Here is a 21,287-nt window from a genome sequence, read left to right on the forward strand (position 1 = left end):
TCCGAATAAAGTTGCCGCCTGTTTTGAAGTCAAAAAAAAGCCGCCGTTGGAACGGCGGCCCTGATAAGACTATGCTTGCCCGTCTATTCGCGCTAACAGGCGCGTTTACAGGGAAACTGAAGCCGGTATCGCCTGGCCCTGGTCAGCTTCGGTACGCCGGGTTGTTTTTCGCGTACGCCTGGCTGCCGGCCGGGATTCATGCGCGCCTGTGTCCGGTAGCACATCGATATCCTGTGCTTCAGCTGCGTCACTTTTACCGTCATTCTCACTATGAGTGGTGCTCAATATGTCATCAGCCGTATTCGGGCCAGTAGACTGAGTAGCGCCTGCCGATCCGAGCCAGTACTGACTTGCCTTCTCCGCATCAATCTGCAAGGTGGCGGCTGCGTGCAAACAACTGGCATTGTAGCTTTGCGCGATCTCAAGACCCGTCTTGCCAATCTGTATATTCTGCAGCGCCATGGTCTGAACCGGCTCCGGCAGTTCGCCGGCCTCGACAATCCTTTTCACATCGTTCAGCCAACGCAGAGGAAGCTGCCATGCCGGCTCCATGGCGCTCTCCACGCCATTTACCATATCCGTCTGCCAGCGGTCGACACTATCGATCACCATGTCAGCACCCAACAGTTTCAACCAGGATTGGTAAAATTGCTGCCAGACTGCCGCTTCCTCTTCTATTTCCTTGTTCATTCTTGTCTACCTCTCTAACACCTTATTTTGTCTTCGGGGACGGCCAGTAAACCAGCAGCCGGTCTGGTCAACAATCAGGGTGTTCCCCTACCCCTGCGGGACATATTTGCAGGGCTTCCGGGGCAAGGCAGCCGTAAATGCTTGCCGGGATTCTCAGCCGGCCGGAGAGCGCTGGCTAACCGGTCGCTTCTTCGAGGTAGCGCCAAAGTAGTTTCGTGGTGGATTGCGACCTCAATTTCTGCAAAACCCTTGAGCGATGGATTTCCACTGTCTTTGAGCTCAGGTCGAAACTTCGGGCAATTTCCTTGGTGGAGTAACCATGGAGCATTTCACCGGCAATGACCATTTCACGGGGCGTCAGACGGGACAGTTCCCTTATAAGGTGAAGAGCGGTACTAACATCGTTGGCTGTGCGGTAGGGTTTGAATCGCCGGGTGTAACGGATAGCCCGAAGCAGCACCTTATGTGAATAAGGTTCGTCCAGGAATATAAAATTGTATAATCGCAGCATCTGCACAGGCAGGGGCAATTCACCCCGGAAGTTGATCACCACGGATGGCCAGCGCCATGTGGCTTTCAGCAGGTCTTCCAGCATGGAAAAACTGTGCTGAAGCTGCTCGCAGTCAAAATCCACGAGAACACAACGCGGATGCTGTTCAAGCGACGTGGCCTGAAAAGACCCCGTGTCTGGGAACCAGCTAAAAGTAAACCGTGCCCCCTGCAGGGCTTCGCCCACTGCCAGAGCAATTTCGGGCGTAGACCCTATCAATACTATCCAAGATCGCGCCTGCTTCATCGTCACGCGTCCCTTAATTTGATATTGATTTCAGATCAACTCTTATATGTTTTTAATCCGGATATTGTTTCCTTAATTATATATTGTGAATAACCAATCTTGTTGTTCTATTCCACCGAACTTCTCTGGTATAAATCATAGTGGTATTGCGCTGCAATATTCAACTTGACAGCAGCAAAGATATCGGCAGGGCGCATTGTAAACTTGGATAATTTTCCGGGTTGATGTTGACTCGGCACGTCTTTTGATCGGTTTGCAACATGGACAGGCCAGTTTGCGCACAGCCAGGAATAATGGATATTAAATAACACCCTCACCCGATGAACTTCGTTCATCGACCTCCCCCGTAAAGGGGGAGGTTAAAATCAAGATAACAGATCATCTCCTCCCCCTTGATGGGGGAGGACCAAGGTGGGGGTGTTAAAAACTACACTACTGCTTCAGCGAACCGTCAATATCAATAACGAAACGGTACTTCACGTCACTCTTCAGCATGCGTTCGTAAGCGTCGTTGATGTCCTCGATATTGATCACTTCGACGTCGGAGGTGATGCCGTGCTCGGCGCAGAAGTCGAGCATTTCCTGGGTTTCCTTCAGGCCACCGATCAGCGAGCCGGCCAGCTTGCGGCGGCCGAATACCAGATTGGTGATGTCCGGCGCCGGGTGCGGTTCACCCGGTACGCCGACCAGGCACATCGTACCGTCGCGTTTCAGCAGGGACAGGTAGGCGTCAAGGTTATGCGGTGCGGCGACGGTATTGAGGATGAAATCCAGGCTGCCGGCGTGTTGCTGCATCTCGTCGTCGTTCTTCGAGACAACGACCTCGCTGGCACCGAGGCGTTTGGCGTCCTCGGTCTTGCCCGGCGACGTGGTGAACAGCACCACCTCGGCGCCCATCGCGTGGGCGATCTTCACCGCCATGTGACCGAGCCCGCCGAGGCCGACCACGCCGACCTTCTGGCCGGGTCCGATGTTCCAGAAATTCAGCGGCGAATACGTGGTAATGCCGGCACACAGCAGCGGCGCGGCGGCGGCGGCATCGAGTTTCTCTGACACGCGCAGGACGAAGTCCTGATCGACCACGACCTGGCTGGAATAACCGCCGTAGGTCATCTTGCCGGTGTGCGGATCCGGGCTGTTGTAGGTCAGCGTGAAACCGTTCTGGCAGTACTGCTCCAGGCCTTCCTTGCAATCCGGGCAGGTGCGGCAGGAATCGACCAGGCAACCGACGCCGACGCGCTGGCCCGGTTCAAAGCCCGTCACTTCATCACCCACCGCCGTGACCCGGCCGATGATCTCGTGACCGGGGACGATCGGGTAGGCGGTACCGCCCCACTCGTTGCGCACGAAATGGATGTCGGTATGGCAGACGCCGCAGTAGTCGATGTCGATCTGCACGTCGCGCGGGCCGGGCTGGCGCCGCTCGATGGTCAGGGGTTCCAGCGGCTTGTCCGCGGAGTGGGTACCATAGGCGGCGGTTTTCTGCAGATTCTCGGTTTTTTCCAGCATAACGTTCGACCTCCCGTCGGACATTGAATAACCACTGCGCCATGATCGGCGCAGCGTAACTAATCAATCCGACCAGCCAGGCGGGCGCACGTTCAGCCCAACCGGGACCTGGAGGTGGACTAGAGCGCCAGCTGTTCGAAAATGCGAAAACCGGCGATGTAGGTTGCTGCGGCCGAGCCCAGCGTGCAGAACACGAACACGAGCAGAATGCGGGCGACGCGGTTCTGCCACCAGCCGCGCAGTTGGCTGATCTGATCGCGCACGGTGTCGAAGTCGCTCATCTGCGGCGGGCTGACGGCAGTCTGCACCGCGGCGGTCACCATGCCGGCACCGATCGTCGGGTTGAGCGAGGTCAACGGCGCGGCGACAAAGGCGGTGATCACGGTGAGCGGATGCGCCAGTGCCAGCACGGCACCGAACGCCGTCAGCGTGCCGTTGATCAGCACCCACTCGGTGACCAGCTGCCAGCCGAGTTCGGGACCGCGGGCGAAACCGATGGCGAAGCCGGTCAGGATCACGGCCACCACCAGCCACGGCAGCCAGCGCATGAAACGACCGGCCGGCGGCACGATTTCCAGTGCCTCGCGCGTGGTGCGCGGATCGCTCTGTGTTTCACCGAGCTGCCGGGCAAGACCGTCGAGATGGCCGGCGCCGATCACGACCAGCACGCGTTCCGGTTGCTCGCCGGCGATCAGCTCGCGCAGGCGCGCGGCCATGTAGCGGTCGCGTTCGGCGACCAGCGCCTCGTAGAGCTGCGGCGAGTTCTGCGCGAACTCGGTAAAGGTATGCTCCAGCAAATCCCCTTCCTTGAGCTGCTCGATGTCGGCTTCCTCGACCTTCGAACGCGTCAGGAACGTGCTCAGCAGGCCGCTCATCAGAGTCCAGCGCTGCCAGCCGGGCACCGTGCGCAACAGCCGCTTCAGGGTAATGCCGACATTGCGGTCGACCAGCCAGACCGGCAGCTGGCGCGCGTGCGCGGCGTCGATAGCGGCACGCATTTCCGCGCCCGGTTCGATGTCGAGCTGCTCGGCCAGACGTTTCTGGTACGCCGACAGCGCCAGCTGCGCGGCCACCATGCCGGCGCGGCCGGAGCGGATCACCTGCAGCAGGTCCAGCTCGCGCCAGTCATGTTCGCCGCTGAGATGCGCGTAACGTGGCTGGCACAGTTCCACGGCGACGGCGTCGTAATCCTGCGCCGCAATCGCGGCGCGCACATCCTCGGCACTCTGGCGCGAAACATGCGCGGTGCCGAGCAGGGTCACTTCGGTATCACCCACGCGCACGGTGCGCATGGGCGCTTGAACAGGGGCTGAATCAGACAAGGGATAATTCCGGTTGGATAAAAGACGTTAACGACAGCGCACAGGATAACCGATCACGGCATGGCGAACAGCCGCGCTTGCTACTCGAACCAGCCGCCGAGATCCTGCATCACCTGGAACAGGCTCATGGGCTCAGCCGGCAAGGCAAAGGCCTCGGCCGGCGGCACGCGCTCCGATATGGATACCACCTCGAAGCGGTCGGCAAAACGCAGCACGCCCTGGCCGCGTTCACGCAACGCCACACTGATTGGCCGCGCCACGGCAATCTGCATCGACTCGACATGCCGCCGCAGCGCCTGGGTCAGTTCGACCACGCGCGGGTCATCGGTCAGCACGACAGTATCGCTGCGCGGCCGGCCCTCGGCATCGGTCCAGTCGATGCGATAGCGCGCACCGCGGACACCGGCCACCGTCTCCGACTCGCCCAGTGGCCGGATACCATCAACGGAAACGGCGCGGTTCATGGGCAGACCCAGGCGGGCACCGAACAGCGGCGCCATCTGGCCCATCGTGGCCATGTCCATGACCACCGAGCGGCCACTCTCGTGCGTCACCGCAAAGCTCTGGCCATCGCGCACGACGATATGGGTGCCGGGCTGCGCCGGAAAGTCCATGCGCATGTGCTCGCCGGCCCAGGCGATTTCCATGCGGCCGCTGCCCTGCTCACCCTGGCCGGCCACCACCGCGGTACCGGCGGCTGACACGGAAGATGCAGCCCCCATTAGCACGACCAGTGCAACCAGGCTTTTCCTGCTTAACATCAATAACGGACCGGACAACATCATGAAGGCACTCCGGCATGGCCAGCCATGCCCTGGATGAATCGAAAAAGCGAACGGGACACGCCGCTCAACGGCGTCAGTTTAACCTCTGACCATGAAAACCGATAAATTATCGCCAACGAGTAGCAGTTTTTTGGCTCTTCGCAGAAAGGCTACAGCAGCAAAGGATTGCAGACTATCGACTGCCAGGTAAACCTTCGTCCTCCAGACACCGCAACCGTGGCCGATGGCATTATCATCGCTGCTCGTGGCACCGCCACTGTTTTGATGGGCCCGCGCCACGCCACTAACCACGAATAGCCATTCGGCATCCGCATAGTCGGCCAGGGCATTGAAGAACTGCTGCATTAATTAAACAGCAAAGATCAACACACCATCTGCCGGGCTTCAGTATTGCTTCCTGTATACCAGAAGTACTAAAATATAATTATTCTACTTCTCATTTAATTATTCATAGCATTTCAATGTAATAATTTCACTAGACAGTTGTGTGGTCGTTGAAAGGCACATGAACGACTTCTCCATTCCGAAACACGTCGCAGACGATTCCTACATTACTACAAGGCAAATACATGGCTTGGATCATTCTTTTTATTGCAGGACTGTTTGAGGTCAGCTGGGCAATTGGGCTGAAGTATACCGAGGGCTTCACCCGGTTGTGGCCCACGGTTTGGACCGTACTGACAATGGTTATCAGTCTCTGGTTGCTGGGCATCGCCATGAAGTCGCTTCCGGTTGGTACCGCTTATGCCGTTTGGGTAGGAGTTGGAGCAGCTGGAACCGTTTTGATGGGTATTATACTGCTGGGAGAGCCTGTAAATGCTACCCGGCTGATCAGCATAGCACTGATCATCGCCGGTATTATCGGGCTTAAGCTTGCAGCATAGACCAAGGAGCATGGCGGAGACGATACTCTAATTTCTCAAGCCGGTTGATTATATACTCTGGCAAACAAATTGCCTTTTCCAATATAGACACGAGATCGCTTCACCCTGCTGCACTTCCACGCAGTATTCGCAATGATGTTATTTCGGGCATAAACTTCATTGCACGCACGGCCTGATTGATATCGAACGACTGGCCGTCAGCCATACTGTAGCCACCCTGCTCGATGATCGCCAAGCTGCCTTCGGCTATCCGCTTACACTCATCACGATTCATGCGCCATCCCGCGCTGCGCTGGATTTCAGTTCAATGGCTTGCACAGACAACGCTGGGAACATGTGCGCTATAGACAGCACAAAATTGTTACGGCAGGGTCTAAAATCAAGCAATACAGGAGAGAATCCCGATGACGACAGCGGCCGCCACCGACAACACCTGGCCGGTGATCCTGTACGGCACCGCCTGGAAAGAGAACGCCACAGCCGAACTCGTCCGCCAGGCGATCGCGGCCGGCTGCCGTGCGATCGATACCGCCAACCAGCCGCGCCACTACAACGAACCGGGCGTGGGCGAAGGTCTCAATACGGCCCTGGGCGAGCAGGCGCTCGGGCGCGAGGATCTGTTCCTGCAGACCAAGTTCACGCCACTGGACGGTCACGGCAGCACCATTCCCTACGATGCACAAGCGCCGCTCGCCGATCAGGTCGAGCAGTCGCTGCAGGGATCACTGAACAACCTTGCGACGGACTACCTCGACAGTTACCTGCTGCACGGTCCCCACGATCCGCGCGGTCTGAACGAGACGGACTGGACGATCTGGTCACAACTGGAAGCCCTGCACGAGCGCGGCGTGGTGCGGCACATCGGCATCAGCAACATCGGTGTCGGCCACCTGCGCGATCTGCTGGACAAGGCAACCATCAAACCGATGGCGGTGCAGAACCGCTGTTTCGCCAAAAATGGCTGGGACCGCGCCGTGCGCGAACTCTGCGCCGAACACGGCATCGTCTACCAGGGCTTTTCACTGCTGACGGCCAACACCGCCGTGCTGGAGGACAGCCGGCTTCGCATGATCGCCGACCACCACGGCGTCACGCCCCAGCAGGTCATCTTTGCCTTCGCCCGGCAGATCGGCATGCTGCCGTTGACCGGTACGACCAACGCCCAGCACATGCGCGATGACCTGGCGGCTCTTGAGCTGGTACTGAACCGGACCGAGATGGTCGAGATCGAACAGCTGGCCGGCTAGCGGCATGTCATGATTGCACACCGCCGGCGTCAGTCAGCAGCAATCACTCGTAGCGCTGCAGTACGCGCTTTTCCTCGCCGGCGATAAGCAGGCCCGTATCAGACGACTCGCGGCGTTCGCTCTTGATAAGCCCAACGCCGGGTGCGTACCAGTGGGTCACCGCGATCGTGATGCGGTTGAGATCGCGGACGGCACCCAGTTCGAACCGGCCCTCGCCGGTCCCCTCGATGCGCAGCACATCATGAAAGCGCCCGGCCGGCGTGTTCACAGTCTCATCCGTGGCCACGCATTCGAACTGCATGTTGATCGGCTTGTGCAATGACTTGTCCGCATGCTCCAGGGCATGCTTGCGCCATTCCAGCAGCCGGCTGTAGTCCAGGCCCTGCCAGGTATCACCCACGGCAGGTTCGGCCGGCATCAACAGCGCCGGCTCATCGAACAGCCGCAGTGTCTGGGCCGGAATGTCGCCGATCAGGTAAACACCGTCGGCTTCCCGCGTCAGCGCCTGCTGATAGCGGCCGCCGATGTTACGCAGGTAGATAGTCTGACCGTCGGCTTCATGCGGGCCGGTGATCTCGACGACCTGGCGCTGCTGTTGCGTGTTATCACCCTGGGACACGCGCACGTCGTAGGTATGGACGCGATAGTCGACCAGCGGCAGATAGGCCGAGTCACCCGCCTGCTGACAGGCGGCCAGCAAGACGCCTGCCAGAAAAAGCAGGGCCAGTCCAAGGAAGCGCTGCTGCATCATCTTCATTTCTCCGGCGGCTCGACGACCGGCATGTCGTAGAAATCGATCGGCGCGATGGCGCCACCGCCGCCCTCGTTGCTGGCCTGGGACTTGCGCGCGTTATCGCTTTCGACCTCACCGCTGACCTCGACCATCTGCGGCACACCGTTTTCCATCTTGCGTTTGGCCTGGTTGACCTTTTCATGCAGCGGTTCGCTGTAAGGCAGGCGGTAGGCTCGCGGCAGCTGGCGATCGATGTCTTCGGCCAGGCTCATGCCCCAGAGATAGATGCCCCCGGCCTCGCCCGTGACCTTGTTGGGCTGGCGCACATAACCACCCATGAACTGCACCTGGTCCGGCAGTTTCGCGCCGGTCGGCCAGCCCAGCAGCGGTACGAAGGAGTAATACGTGATGATGAAAAAGCCGAGCGCCAGCACCATGCAGGCGGCCTTGAACAGCCAGTGCAGCCGGCAGTAGATCAGCACGCACAACAGCACGAACAGGACAAATGCATAGCCGGCCAACAGGCCTGTGACACCCCATACCATAACTTGCTCCTTGATTTATCGGCTGACCAGCTGCTTGGGCAACGTACCGACGTCGATCACGTCACCGTCGCGGTCGATCTTGAAGCGCACCGCGGTTTTTTCATTCCCTTCCTGCTGCAGGGTGTGCGTATCGTAGTAAACCACCTCGAGTTTGGGATTGACCTTCTCGACCTTCACGGTCACGTCCACCGGTTCACCATTATCCGAGGCGTAATAGTGCGTGTTGACCACGTATTCGCCCTTGACGGTGCCGCGGATGGTGACAACTTCCTGGTTCAGCGGGTTGGTGACCTCGCGGCCGTCCACCTTGATGGTGTCGCTGACCTTGCCGCGGTCGTCGCGGTCCAGGTGAATGAGCCCGGACTCGGGATTGCGGAACCAGATTAAATTGCCGTCCGGATCCTCGACCCAGGTGTCGATGTCGTTGGGATTGTTGTCCGGCCAGGTCACCGTGATGATGTATTCGGCCTTGGGATCGATGATGCCGCTCTTGGCCTCGGGATTCATGAACATGATCGCGACCAGGAACAGGAACGTGAATCCCAGCAGTGCATTGAACAGCAGGTCGATGAACGGATCCTGGCGGCTGCGGCGCAGCCCCTCGAGTGCGCTGCCTTCCATGCTCAGCTCCGCGCGGTCTTGTCGATCAGCGCATGACTGATGTAGCGCATGGTATCGACAATGTGGTTGGCGCCCTTGTCCAGGATGTAATACTGGAAACCGGCCAGCATGCTGCAGGTGATGCCCGTCAGGGTGGTATACAGGGCCGTGGCCATGCCGCCGCTCATCAGCTGCAGCACGCCCTGCATGCTACTGACATCGAAGTCCTCGATACCGGCGACACTGGCCAGCATCATGATGAAGCCGACGATGGTGCCGACCAGGCCGAGCTTGAGCATGACATCGGTGGCCAGCCAGCCCAGCTCCTGCGGATGCTTGAGCTGGTACTCGTAGCTGCGCAGCAGCTCGTTCGCCGTGGCTGTGTCCTCGTCCCGGGCGGCGGGCCGGTTGGCAAGCCAGTCGCCCAGATAGGCCTGCACCGACGACGGTGGCAACGCGGCGCGCACGGTCGCGGCGTCAGCCGCCGTAACCGGTTCGGGCTGCGCGGCCTGGCGGTAACGCCAGCGGGCACTGTCGGCACGGGTCAACTCCCGCGACAGCTGCACGGCCCGCAGCCCGCCGTGGCACCAACTCAGCACGAACAGCGCGCTGACCAGCCAGGCAATGTAGCTGCGGTCACTGGCATACAGGGTCGCCAGGTAGCCCTGTTGCCAGGCCACGAACAGGGCCGCTGCGATCGTCACCGTCAGCAGCAACCAGATCAGCAACAGCTGTTGGGGTTGGCGTTGCGTCATCGTCCTTTTCTCCTGCCGCATCATTCTATACACCGGCAGCATCCGCGGCCAAGCTTACGGCCCGACATGTCAATTATCCAGCCTATACACTCGGTCATCGATACACCGGACACAACAGCGGACTGTCGCGTGTGACAATCGCCACTGCGCCGTTACAATACGGCGTATTCAGAATAAATGGGGATACGCATTATCATGGAAGCTTCACAGACCACAGTCGGCACCATGGTCAAAACCAACAGCTACGTCCACGGCGTGCCACCCGAGACCCTCGGCGTGATCTGCGAGGTGACCGACACCGACATCCTGGTGGCCTGGTACCTGTGCGACAAGCCGCTGCCCAACCTCACACCGCAAAGCATCGCCGAGTTACCGGAAGACGACCCGCAGTGCCCGCTGCGCGATCGGTTAAGTCTGGAGTCTGAAGTCGCCTATATCGATCCCGCTTGAAAGACGGCACGCCCTTCGCCCCTGTCATGACTGCGCGTCATAAACACACCGGAACCTGAACAACCGGCTGTACTTCAGTTGCGGTCCTTGCGGGCAAATTCGAGGAACTCCGACTCCGGCAACGGCCTGGCAATGCCGTAGCCCTGGACGACGTCACAGCCCAGTTCCATCAAGCGATCCATGATGGGCTGACTTTCCACGCCTTCGGCGACGATCAGGGCATTGAGTTCATGCGCGAGCTGGATGCTGGCCTGCGTGAGTTTATTATCCCGATCCGACGTCTCGAGATGGCGGATGAAATCGCGGTCGATCTTGATTTCATTGATGGGAAACAGCTTCAGATAATTCAGCGAGGAATAACCGGTGCCATAATCATCCAGGCTGATGCGGATGCCCGCGGCACTGAGCCGCCTGAGATTGGCCGCGATGGTCTCGATATCCTGCATCAGAGCGGTCTCGGTAATCTCGATCGTCAACAACCCGGTAAACGGCTTGAACGTCTCGACCAGCATCTCGATGATGGCGTCATCGGCGAGGTCGCGGGCGGAGACATTAATGGACAGCCGGCCGTCATAATGCAGCTCACGCCAGTGCCTGAGCACCTGTTCAGCCTTGCCGATCAGCTGCCGGGTGATGATGTTGATCAAGCGGTGCTGTTCGGCCAGGCGGATGAAGCGCTCCGGGCTGATCCAGCCCCGTCGCGGGTGCTGCCAGCGGATCAGCATCTCCGCCCCGGTCACGCGTTGTTCGTCCAGGCTGAACTGCGCCTGGAAATACCAGGTCAGCTGGCGGGCGGTCAGTGCCTGCTTGAGATCATTGACCAGCGCGAGATCCTCGACATCCGGTTCCAACGCCGCAGCGTAGCGTTGACAGGGGACCCGTTGTTGCAGGGCATCATGCAGGGCCAGCCGTGCCCGGCGCAGGGTCTCGGTGATATCGTCTGCCGTTCCCGACAGCAGTGCCACACCCATCGTAAGTTCAACCGGCAGCCGCTGGCCGTACACTTCGACGACGAGATCGTTAATCGCGCCGATCCGGCGGATGACCGTCTCGTGATCGCTGTCGACCAGGCCGGCAAACTGATTCAGATCGAGGTAGCCGATCGGTCCAGGCAGTATCCGCTGCAGGCGTTCGGCCGTGCGCTGCAGTAACGCGCGATTGGTTTCATCATCGGCGATATGCTGCAGGTAGGCATAGTCATCGATCGCAACCAGTATAAGCGCCCCGTCGCGGCTGGTTCGCCCGGCCAGTTGCGCCTGGACCTGTGCCATGAACGGCGCCTTTTGCAGCAGCCCGGTAACGGGCTCGGTGTCCGCGGCCGGGGCACTGGCCGGCGGGGCCGCCGGTTGCCAGGTACGATAGCGATACCAGCCGATCGCGATCACCAGTGCCACGACCAGAAGGCCCACCCCGATCAGCCACCAATACGATCCCGATTCGTAAACATTTTCAGGATCGTAGGGCGCCAGCCACTGTTCCTGCAGTTCCCGGCGCACGCCCTGGCGCTGCAGCTGGATGAGGGCGGCATTGATGGCCTCGAGCAGTTCCGGCTGGCCGGGATGCACGGCATAGGCATAGGCGACCGGCAACACGGGCGGGCTCAGGGCACTCAGCTGGTGCAGGCCCTGCTTTTCAAGGCTGTAGTAACCGATATGCGTGGGGACCAGCGCGTAGTCCGCTTCCCCGCGGACGACCCGCTGCAGCGCCTCGGCCTCGCTGTTGGTCTTGATAAGGGTCGCGTCTATATTCCGACGCTGCAATTCCTGCAGGGCATAGGCACCCCCTTCGGCCGCTATGCGGTAGCCGGCCAGCGACTTGAGATTGCGATGACTTGCAGCGTCCTGATAGCCAAACAGCAGGTGATTCTCGATCAGGATGGGATCCGTGAAACTGTAGCGCTCGGCCCGCTCCGGTGACACGAACATCGGCACCACATCCACCCGACCGGTGGTCAGGTTGTGCTGCACCGTATCCCAGTCGTCGAAGCGGTAAGCGACCTCGAAGCCGGCCGTCCCGGCAATGGCCTCGAACAGGGCGATATCGAAACCGGCATAGTCCCCGGTCTCGGAATCAATCGCGTAGAACGGCGCGTAGTATGTTGCCCCCTGAAAAACGACCGGGCCATCCGCATCAGGCGAGTCGGCCTGGCCGGCCATGACAATGGCCGACAACAACCACAGGCCAGTGGCAACAGCGACCCGAAGGATCATGCGCCCGAACTCCCCTGTTCAAGAAATTCCATCATAGGCGTCCCTGCCCTTGCCAACAAGCAGGTTTGTGCGTGCGCCAGTGTAATCCGGTCAATACCGGAGCCCGAACTGCGATCAATAATTCGCTTTAAAAGGCCATGCTCACGACAGCTACGAGAGCAGCCTGATCAAGGGCTGGACATACAGGCCTGCTCATCAGAATCGTAATTACAGCGGGCGTTCGTCTACCGGTGTGGCTGCAGGAAACAATTCACGTTTCTGGCCTCAGGGATGGCCCATAACATTCAGCCGAGATAACCGAGGCTATAGAAGATGATGCCGATACCGCCCAGCGTATAGAACCCGCTGACGTACCAGAACCTGACCGGCCGCTCAGAGCGATGGATGGTCCGCTGACCGTGGGGCAAGTTATTGTCGTAGGTGTAGCCGTCATGCATGGCCTTAAGCCCGATCCCAATGACCACCCAGACGCCGAGCGCGACGCCGGCAATCTCAAGCAGAACGGACATCCACAACCCCTTGATATAACGAACAATCACCGTAGTCAGTCATTCCGACCACTCGCCAAGTGTCGTGGCGATTAGACATCTGGCTTTCTCCCTTCTCGTAACATAGGTACTCCAAGAATACACGCAGCAATGCGTTCCTCGACTGGTGGTAGTCGAGGTATACGTGAAAAAGTTCTTCGGATATCAGCCAATTCGATACGATCTTCATTCAAAAGCCGCGACCGTAAGTCGGAAAGGCGCAGTGGGCGCTTGCGGCGGCGTTTCTGCAAAGCGCTGTACCAAACCGGCCGTATCAGGTCTAACCAGCGCTCGGCCATCGCTTCCCAATCCGGCATTTGTTCAGGATTCTGCGAGTCTAGCCAGCGAATGAGACGCTGGCACAAGTCCAGATCATCCTGGCGATGTTCCGCCGCGGCCTTTGCTTGATAGTGCGTTAAAATAATGCGCATCTCATCCAGAGCCCGTCGCTTCTTGCGCGGCAATCGCTCGCGTTCTGCGAGCACCAATCGTCGTAGAAATGGCTCCAGCCAACGCATGTGATCTTCCGTAGCAGGTGATGTTGGCATATCGGGCTGTAAACGATCACGCAAACCGGTACAGATCTCGGCAAGATCTAAAATTGGCTTGCCATCAGGAGCTGGGATCAAAATCCATGCCGGTGCTCGTTCACTGTCTCCTCTCAGGCAAAAGAATCCCCAGGGTCGCCGTGCCGGTGCGATTGCGACACGAGAGAGTATGCGTGCTGTTTCCTGGCGCATATCAGCATATACTTCCGGCGAAACCAGAGTAAGCCGCCCCTGTATCAGTCCACGAACCGGAGCAAAGGCGTCTTCAATCTCATTCCAGTCATCCTCTGCAAGCGCCTGTTCAAATTCCTGCACTAATTTGTTGGTATCTATCGGCCGACCACGATTAGCGTTCAATAAATGTTCGGGCAGGGTGATATTGGATCCGAGCAAATTCTCTACGGTCTCGAATCGTTCCACAAATCGTTCATCAGTTGTTAAAGCAAACTCCTCGGCATCATCCGGCCAGTAGATATCCACACGTGGATGCGGACTATCCATGCGATCCACACGCCCTATTCTTTGTTCCGCAATACGTACAACAGACGGCATATCAAGGTTGACCACAGCTGATGCTTGTTGCAGATTTACGCCTTCTGCCAGGCTATCTGAGCATAGCCCTATAACTCGCCGATCTTGCGATCCGGGATTGAATATCGTGGCAATTTCACGTCGTTCTGAAGATGGATCGCCGGTAGCAATGTAAACCGTTATATCGCCTAGTTTTTTCAGTAATTTCCGTATTAGCGCTAGTGTGATCGGACAACTATCGAAAGCTAGAACCAAATCATGATCATCCAGCAATTCGTATAACTGTTCAGCCTTACGCTGCTCCCGACTGTCACTTAAATAATCTTGAATAATCTTCTCGACTTCACGATAAACAGCAATCTCCTTCTCGCATGCGATGCGGTGTTGTTCCGGATCCCGTAGCCATTCCGGCAATTCGATATCAGTCAGACTATTGTGTGGTAAATGCCCCTCTAGCCGTGTGAGGCGATCGATGACATTCCCTGTACTGTTCTTGTGAAAACCCTCATGGAGATCAAAAAATTCCAGGGCATGACGCGTACCGCGCAGATACTCCAACAGGGCTGCGCGTGAGGAACGTAGTCTTGAACGTACCATATAGGCAGCCAGTTTGTGCGCGCCCTTGAGTCGGGAGGCAAGATATTTTTCATCCGTCCATCCATCTCGCCTAAGTGCTGCAGGTAATGCAATCTCCCCCGCCAGATAATTGAGTCCAAGCAATTGATCGGTCAATTCACTAACATGCGCCGCTGCCATTCGGTCACTATCAGGTTCATCCAGAATATATGTGTGGGGTTGATGATTTGGATAGCGACATAAGTTTCCCGCCGCCTGATATGCCTCAGGTTGTTCGTCGATCATAGCATTAAGCTGCGACTTGGTTCGCCGTACTGTAAAACGCGCAATTTCATGCTGCAGCGCCTGCCGTTCACCCTCGCTCAAGGATCGATTTAGTCGCCGCCTACCGAGCAAGCGTTCGAACATCTTTAAGGTTTGTGGGGCCAGGTTATCGGCGCCGATAAGATCAGCAATACGCAGCAGATCTACACTGCTGCGGTTGATCGGGGTAGCTGTGAACAACAGTGTGTGATCAGCCAGATTACGGAGAATCGCCTGAGTGCGCTGTGAGGCTAGATTGAGAAAATTGTGCGCCTCATCGACAGCGAGAATCTGAGCACTGGACAAGCGTTTCAGCATGAGATCGACATCCTCACTGCTGCGCTGGCTAAGCATGCCGTGCGATGTCGTTGTCAGCGGCAGCCCGCAATGCTCTGCCTCCCGTTCCCACGACAACTTGACCAGTGGCGGGCAAACCATGATGGGTGCACCCTTGCGCTGCCTGCTGGACGACCAGATCTGCTGCATCAGGGCACGAATTAAATGAACTCCCATACGGGTCTTTCCCGACCCCGTGGCGTCGGCCACCAGTACACTGCCTACCTGGCGCAAAAGCATCAGTGCCTGTGCGATACCACGTACCTGTGAGGGCCAAAGTTCCTCGCCTTGGCCCAGGCCATAGTGCCGCAGATAATCTTCAGCCCACCTGCCTTCCAGCAGTTCGGCACAAGCGCGTGCCAGAGCCTCCTCCCAGCTAACTATTTTCAATAGCTGTTCCAATAGCCCTAGCAGGGCATCATTATAGTTTTTGCCCATGGACCAGTAATTTTCGGCTATCTGCCGCAATTCAGAAGAACGGCGACTATCTCTGGCAGAGAACCGGGCATTGGCTTCCAGATTATGTGCTAGTCCCGCATCAGAGAAATTGCTAGACCCCAGCGTGGAGATATCATCGGCACAATAAATCTTCGCATGCAGCATGCCATAAGATCGTGGCATGAAACGTGCTTCGATCACTCCGCTTCGTAGATCCTCCATAACCTTCAGCAATAAACCGGAAAGGCGCAGTGAAATACCCCGCGCCAGCCAAAAGCGCCTGATTTCGTCAGGCAGGTCATGCCCCTGTAGGTTGAAATCAGTTCGAGCAGTCGGATGCGGCTCGGCACCAATCAACAGACGTAGCGGTTGTTGACGTTCAGAAGAAAGGCATCCTAGAAAGGATATTAATCGTCCCAAACTGGTATAACCGGTTACGATGAGTGCATCGGATGCGGCGAACAAATCCCGCTCAATAATTGAGCCAGTGCTACGACCCGGCAGATTTAAAGGAAAACGCTCCGCCGAGGGCCACTCAACAGATGGCGCGGCCGCCGTTATATCTGCCTCGAATAAATCAAACTGGTTATCAGTGCTCACAAATCCCTATGAGATAGCGTTGTGTCTAAAAACTCATTAGATAACTTATTAAACTGCCACAGTCTCCAACAAGGTCCGAATATAGGTCTCTCGATCTTCTTCCTGGAACAGGATATGCCGTTTATGCATGGCCTCTTTATCCTTGCCCCAGTACATTTTCATTGTATGAGACGGTGTGTTGGATACGATAAATGAATCCAGGCTGACATTCGAGTCTCCAAGCCGATTCTCAATTTCCTTGATCGTGTTACAGAAATTTATCTTGGGATCATCCCATGGCAGATTGCGAACACCCTTAGGATCGACGAAATTGACAGCCTGGCGGCCTTCGGATTGCAGCCAGAGAATAAAGTCCGGATGGAAATTGCCGGCCTCGAAGAAGCCCACGCCCTTACCCCGGCTCAGGTTCCGCAGGAGGTACAATTCCTTATCAGCAAAGAATTTGCCGTTGTTCTCGTAAAACGCTTTCATGTCATTGACAAACCGCCATTCCCCACGATTGAGTGGAACCGGACTAATCTCCAGTGTCGATCCGGTGAGATGCAGTAAGGGCTGATAAAGATGCTGCGAAAATCGGATAGCATGAAGGTTTTCAAATTGCCATTTATCCAGAGCTCCAGATTCTATCTCAGCCTTCAGTTCATTCAGCTTTTCAATGATCGCTTCCTGAGATTTTTCCACCTGAATCCGATAATAGCCTTCAGGATGGTCCTCATTGACGCTGGGAAAGTTCGGATCTGTGCTATCGATTTCCCGATATTCCAGATGCGGCAGTTCCCATTCCCGCTTGCGGAAAGTATAATAGCGCTCGCAGTACTTCTTCAGCAACGCCGTGGCAATTTCCTGCCATAACCGGACTTTTTCAAAGGAGTCGAAGGCCAATTCGGTATCCGGTATCAGGAGTCGGTACCAGGTCTTATCTTCCAGAAGCCCGGTAATCGACTCGCGCGATAGGTTCAGGTTGTACCAGCCTCGTTCGGCCTTGAACCGCTGCAGTTCAAAATACAGTTTATCCAGGTTGAGAAAGGCGACATGACGTGGCGAAAAGACCGCCCTGTTCGCTTCGCTATCCTGATCACCACCTGTAGCACCGCTAGATTTGATAGCCTTGATTTTGGGATACCAGTTCAGGACGACGGGATTCTTTTGTAAATAGACCAGCGCCTCCTCCTTATCGGGATCGGGCACCTGCAAGGTGGGGACCGGCCCCAGTTTCTTGAAGGCATCGCCGCTTTCCGTGCTGACGCCGTTAATCTCCTTTTTCAGTCGAATAGTCTTGAGTTTCTGACTGCCGAGATTACGAACCACCGGCAACAGGAATTCCTCGCGTTCGTCGTTGGGTGGCAGGCCTTCCTCTTCCAGGAATTCCCGGAACTGGGCCATGTAATCGGCCTTGATGCCGAAGATGTTCAGCGTCTCCAGCAGGGCAATATGCGATGGTCTTTCAACTTCGTCGGGCAGATGGGTCCGGCCACTACGCTTCAAGCTTTTATCATAACCATTCAGGCGCACGCCACGGCCGAATAGCTGAATAATCTGGGAGCCCTCGGTACTACCCATGTTCATCAGACCCATGGTACTGACCCGATAGCTGTTCCAGCCTTCGGTGAATTTTCTGGAGCCAATCAATAGCTTGACGGTGGAATCCGGTTCATTGATGGTCCCGAACAGGGAATCCTCAAAATCGCTGTCCCGGACCAACAATCCCTTCTCTTCGCACAGGCTGCAAAGCTTTGTATCATCACCAACATTGATCACACCAAAGGGCTCATTGTCACCCATCCGCAGAGAAATCTCACCGTTCACTCCCTTGATATTTTCTATATGCATGGCGCCGCCGGCAGCCGCATTGAAGACCGTAGCCAGCACATCATCGTAAATCCGCTCTGGACTCAGAGCCTGCTTGTTAAGATAAGCGAACCGCCCGGCGAACAGATTTCGGCCATAGGCATCGGTCAACCCCTCATTCAGGATCCCGCCAATATGGCCAACATTGCTCGCCTTGTCCGAGACGAAACGGGATAGAAATTGCAGGATTTGGACGATATCCGAGGCATCCCTAGTTGACAGTGAGGTGGTTACTCGATTACCAACAAAAATCCATAACGGCAGCTCGATGTGAAACGGCCTTAGCGCCGACTTCTGGTCTTCGAACAACCGTAACTGCTGATAAAAAGCCAGTAAGCAGGCTACCAGATAGATTTCAAGGTAGTTTTCCTGGGTTTCCGGATCCAGGTTGAGAATCTGATAATCCTTGCCGAAGCCGTCGCCATAGAAATACTTGTAGGAATAGTCGAACAGGATGCAACGGGCATACTGGGCCGTAAGCTGCTGATTCCCCTTTATCGCCTGACCTAATGTAGCCGAATACTCGAAGGAAAACCCCTTCTCACAGAGGGCGTTGCGAAAACGCATCCAGGTGCCAGTCTCGCTGGAACTCGCGCCCCGGTGGCCTTCGTCAATCAGGACCAGGTTATTGCTTTCGAAGGCGTCCACGGCGACGGTCTTGTCGCCCATCTCGTCCCGCAACTTGTGGATATCGATGATTTCCACGGAGTGACCGGCGAATAGTCCATGCCCATCCTTGTTGAACAACTCGGCATCGATCCCCGCCGCAACGAATTCCTCCAGATGCTGTCGGCTCAGACCTTCGTTCGGCGTCAGCAGGATAATCCGGTTCAGATCCCGCCGCTTACCATGCAGATCCAGATAATGCTGATACTGCAGAATGTTGGCATGCATGATCAGGGTCTTGCCCGAACCCGTGGCACTCCAGAAGGCCAGCTTGTTGAGCTGTCCGGTTACATCGCCGGACGGATCCAGTTCCGGGATCTGGTCGACTTCAGGCTTGTCATTGTTATAAAGCCGGACCTGTCCATTGATGGTGGCCAGCAGGGTATGCGGATCGCGAAAATAGCGATCCAGATAGATCTCGGTAAACAACAGCGTCAGATACTGGAAGTATTTCCAGGTGATTGGATCGTCACCGCGCGCGAGCCGCCGCTCATTCAAACGTTGGGTATGGCGGACGATATTCTGATCGTATTCCAGTAACAGATCGTTCGGCAGCTCCTCCAGTTCCTCGGTCTGATTGATAAGTGCCGTGTAAAATCGGTGTATATTATTCTCATCCAAGTCGCCGGCGGTTTCTTCATTGATCTGAAATTTCTGCTTGAAGGCTTCCAGCAGCGGCAGTCTCTTGCCATGCCAGTCGGCAAACCCGTCGCTGGACTTGATTCCGAACAGGCTGAACAGCCACTGATTCAGCACCAGTTTGTAGGCAAACGGGACCTGGGGTCGATTGTTACGTCCACGCGGCGGCATATTCAGACCTCCGTGTCGGCGAACATCAGCCGGTGGAAATCCTCCTCGATGAGTCGGACTTTCCAGGTTTCGTCCGGCTGACGCAGGTTTTCGAGGTTATTGTCACCATTGACGTAGATGAGATCGAACTCCGTATCGCGACTGGAATAGTCCTGAATGCGGAACCACTCATCCAATACCAGGTTATCCTGCTCGGCATCACCGGTCAGCTTGCGCCAGATAACCAGCGTGCTGCGTCCATCCGGTGTGGTGCCGGTAACGGTACGGAACCACCAAGGGCCTTGATCGTTCTGGCGCAAGCGGCCATCCAGCAGCAGACGGCGCGGTGAAACCTTGGGCAGATCGGGGTCATTATCGCGCTGAAAGTTGGCATTAAAGGTACGCGGCGCAGTGATGGTCTCCACGGTCAGGCCAATCAGCCAATTGAAAGTCTCGATGAGATCGACATTGACCTCGCGGCTTTCCTCGCTGCCGGGTCGCTTGACCTTGAGTTTATAGGCCGTGGGATCAGTAAAGGCATCAATATTTAATAGCGACTGACTACCACGGCTCTCAACATCCAACATGTAGCGCAGCATGTACTGCTCTTTCAGCCCATCGGCTCCCTGTGCTTCCGGTGAACCGAGCAGCTTTTGCTGGGAATCCGATCGCGCAGGCATCAGATTATTAAGCGCATCCTCATAGGACTCCAGCCGTACAACCTTCATGATCCGTGGTGAACGCTCAGCCTCCTCGGCAGTGGCCAAGCGCTTGGGCTTGCCGTCTTTCCATTCGGGAGTGAAGGTGACTTTTTTAAGGCGGGGCAATAAGACAGCATCAAAATAGTCACCCATTTCAACGAGTATAAATTTACGCTGCCCGCTATCTTCGCGGTTTAGATTAATTACAGCATGGGCAGTTGTCCCCGATCCGGCAAAATAATCTAATACAAATTCTCCATGATTTTCATATGACAAAGCATTAATAAGATAACCATAAAATTCAGTTGAATGTGCAAATGGAAATTCCACTCCTAAGGCATCCAATTCTACTTTGCCTCTATAACCACTTTTACATATTGAGGGCATCTGACTATCCAGATTATCTCTAAGCAAAATTTTACGCCGGGGTATTTTTGTATGATCTTCTCCAAACAAAATGAGATCGTTATTAAGTAGATCCTCAATAGTTCCAGGGGCATATCGCCACCCATTAGAAGGCACAGGGCAATTTTTATTCGTCACTGGATGCATTATAGGAATGTGAAATTTCTCATTCTGACGTTTGTCGGTTGCCGTCATATCAGCAGATCTAAAAACTTCTCCTTTATCGTCAATCAAATCATAAATCAGCTCCGCTTTTGATAGAGATTTTTCATTTCTTAGCCATTCTCGCCATTCTGAAATAGCATCCTTATTAGCCTCACCATATTTATTGATAATTGCATTAGCACGATCCAACATCCTTGTTATATTTTTTTTCTTAACTTTAATAATTTGAGGAGCTTGGATTCTATCAATAAGTGCAATCAAGTTATGCAGTCAACAGTTCAGTTGATTGCCCCAGTAATATTTCATTCGGTGTCCGATAGCCACGGGT

Annotated in this window: 19 protein-coding genes; 3 read left to right on the plus strand and 16 right to left on the minus strand. The window is 56.1% G+C overall.

Going from position 1 to position 21,287, the window contains the following annotated elements; translation table 11 throughout:
• Positions 1–105: 105 nt before the first annotated feature.
• The 6 genes from J2T55_RS10485 to J2T55_RS10510 form a co-directional block, all read right to left on the minus strand.
• Positions 106–690, minus strand: coding sequence for a hypothetical protein (locus J2T55_RS10485; protein ID WP_259056322.1), 585 nt, complete (start codon positions 688–690; stop codon positions 106–108).
• Positions 691–865: 175 nt separating this feature from the next.
• A complete protein-coding gene (locus J2T55_RS10490) occupies positions 866–1,486 on the minus strand; it encodes a LuxR C-terminal-related transcriptional regulator (RefSeq protein WP_259056323.1) in 621 nt (206 codons plus the stop codon).
• Positions 1,487–1,918: 432 nt separating this feature from the next.
• Positions 1,919–2,974, minus strand: a complete 1,056-nt coding sequence (locus J2T55_RS10495) for an NAD(P)-dependent alcohol dehydrogenase (RefSeq protein WP_407660079.1) — start codon at positions 2,972–2,974, stop codon at positions 1,919–1,921.
• A gap of 140 nt (positions 2,975–3,114) precedes the next feature.
• Positions 3,115–4,317, minus strand: a complete 1,203-nt coding sequence (locus tag J2T55_RS10500) for a TraB/GumN family protein (protein ID WP_259056341.1) — start codon at positions 4,315–4,317, stop codon at positions 3,115–3,117.
• 80 nt (positions 4,318–4,397) lie between these two features.
• Positions 4,398–5,102, minus strand: a complete 705-nt coding sequence (locus tag J2T55_RS10505; RefSeq protein WP_259056343.1) for a hypothetical protein — start codon at positions 5,100–5,102, stop codon at positions 4,398–4,400.
• Between the two features lie 78 nt (positions 5,103–5,180).
• Entirely contained in the window at positions 5,181–5,447 is a 267-nt protein-coding gene (locus J2T55_RS10510; protein WP_259056345.1) for a hypothetical protein, read from the minus strand.
• Positions 5,448–5,671: 224 nt separating this feature from the next.
• Here J2T55_RS10510 and sugE point away from each other — a divergent pair, with 224 nt between their 5' ends.
• On the plus strand, positions 5,672–5,986 hold the full coding sequence (gene sugE / locus J2T55_RS10515) for a quaternary ammonium compound efflux SMR transporter SugE (RefSeq protein WP_259056348.1): 315 nt from the start codon (positions 5,672–5,674) through the stop codon (positions 5,984–5,986).
• A 100-nt stretch (positions 5,987–6,086) separates the two neighbouring features.
• Here sugE and J2T55_RS10520 read toward each other — a convergent pair whose 3' ends face one another.
• On the minus strand, positions 6,087–6,260 hold the full coding sequence (locus J2T55_RS10520; protein ID WP_259056350.1) for a hypothetical protein: 174 nt from the start codon (positions 6,258–6,260) through the stop codon (positions 6,087–6,089).
• Positions 6,261–6,390: 130 nt separating this feature from the next.
• On the opposite strand from J2T55_RS10520, the gene J2T55_RS10525 reads away from it, so the two are divergent.
• On the plus strand, positions 6,391–7,233 hold the full coding sequence (locus tag J2T55_RS10525) for an aldo/keto reductase family protein (RefSeq protein WP_259056351.1): 843 nt from the start codon (positions 6,391–6,393) through the stop codon (positions 7,231–7,233).
• Positions 7,234–7,276: 43 nt separating this feature from the next.
• Here J2T55_RS10525 and J2T55_RS10530 read toward each other — a convergent pair whose 3' ends face one another.
• From J2T55_RS10530 to J2T55_RS10545, 4 genes are read right to left on the minus strand one after another with little or no spacing between them, the layout of a single operon-like run.
• The gene (locus tag J2T55_RS10530) at positions 7,277–7,984 is read right to left on the minus strand and encodes a hypothetical protein (protein WP_259056353.1); all 708 of its coding nucleotides are present in this window, start codon (positions 7,982–7,984) and stop codon (positions 7,277–7,279) included.
• 2 nt (positions 7,985–7,986) lie between these two features.
• A complete protein-coding gene (locus tag J2T55_RS10535; protein ID WP_259056355.1) occupies positions 7,987–8,511 on the minus strand; it encodes a hypothetical protein in 525 nt (174 codons plus the stop codon).
• Positions 8,512–8,526: 15 nt separating this feature from the next.
• Entirely contained in the window at positions 8,527–9,132 is a 606-nt protein-coding gene (locus J2T55_RS10540) for a hypothetical protein (RefSeq protein ID WP_259056364.1), read from the minus strand.
• Positions 9,133–9,134: 2 nt separating this feature from the next.
• Positions 9,135–9,866, minus strand: a complete 732-nt coding sequence (locus J2T55_RS10545; protein ID WP_259056366.1) for a MotA/TolQ/ExbB proton channel family protein — start codon at positions 9,864–9,866, stop codon at positions 9,135–9,137.
• 195 nt (positions 9,867–10,061) lie between these two features.
• Here J2T55_RS10545 and J2T55_RS10550 point away from each other — a divergent pair, with 195 nt between their 5' ends.
• Complete coding sequence (locus J2T55_RS10550; protein ID WP_259056368.1) at positions 10,062–10,316, plus strand: hypothetical protein; 255 nt, start codon at positions 10,062–10,064, stop codon at positions 10,314–10,316.
• Between the two features lie 74 nt (positions 10,317–10,390).
• Here the strand turns inward: J2T55_RS10550 and J2T55_RS10555 are convergent, their stop codons facing one another.
• The 5 genes from J2T55_RS10555 to J2T55_RS10575 all read right to left on the minus strand — a co-directional run bounded on the left by J2T55_RS10555 (position 10,391) and on the right by J2T55_RS10575 (position 21,220).
• Positions 10,391–12,526, minus strand: a complete 2,136-nt coding sequence (locus J2T55_RS10555) for a putative bifunctional diguanylate cyclase/phosphodiesterase (protein ID WP_259056370.1) — start codon at positions 12,524–12,526, stop codon at positions 10,391–10,393.
• Between the two features lie 284 nt (positions 12,527–12,810).
• The gene (locus J2T55_RS10560; RefSeq protein WP_259056372.1) at positions 12,811–13,035 is read right to left on the minus strand and encodes a hypothetical protein; all 225 of its coding nucleotides are present in this window, start codon (positions 13,033–13,035) and stop codon (positions 12,811–12,813) included.
• A 71-nt stretch (positions 13,036–13,106) separates the two neighbouring features.
• Positions 13,107–16,385: an SNF2-related protein gene (locus tag J2T55_RS10565; RefSeq protein ID WP_259056374.1), complete on the minus strand. Its 3,279-nt coding sequence runs from the start codon at positions 16,383–16,385 to the stop codon at positions 13,107–13,109.
• 48 nt (positions 16,386–16,433) lie between these two features.
• The gene (locus tag J2T55_RS10570) at positions 16,434–19,709 is read right to left on the minus strand and encodes a DEAD/DEAH box helicase family protein (RefSeq protein WP_259056377.1); all 3,276 of its coding nucleotides are present in this window, start codon (positions 19,707–19,709) and stop codon (positions 16,434–16,436) included.
• Between the two features lie 2 nt (positions 19,710–19,711).
• The gene (locus J2T55_RS10575) at positions 19,712–21,220 is read right to left on the minus strand and encodes a site-specific DNA-methyltransferase (RefSeq protein WP_259056379.1); all 1,509 of its coding nucleotides are present in this window, start codon (positions 21,218–21,220) and stop codon (positions 19,712–19,714) included.
• Between the last annotated feature and the right edge of the window lie 67 nt (positions 21,221–21,287).

This window comes from Methylohalomonas lacus, assembly GCF_024808875.1.
Classification (GTDB): Bacteria; Pseudomonadota; Gammaproteobacteria; order Methylohalomonadales; family Methylohalomonadaceae; genus Methylohalomonas; species Methylohalomonas lacus.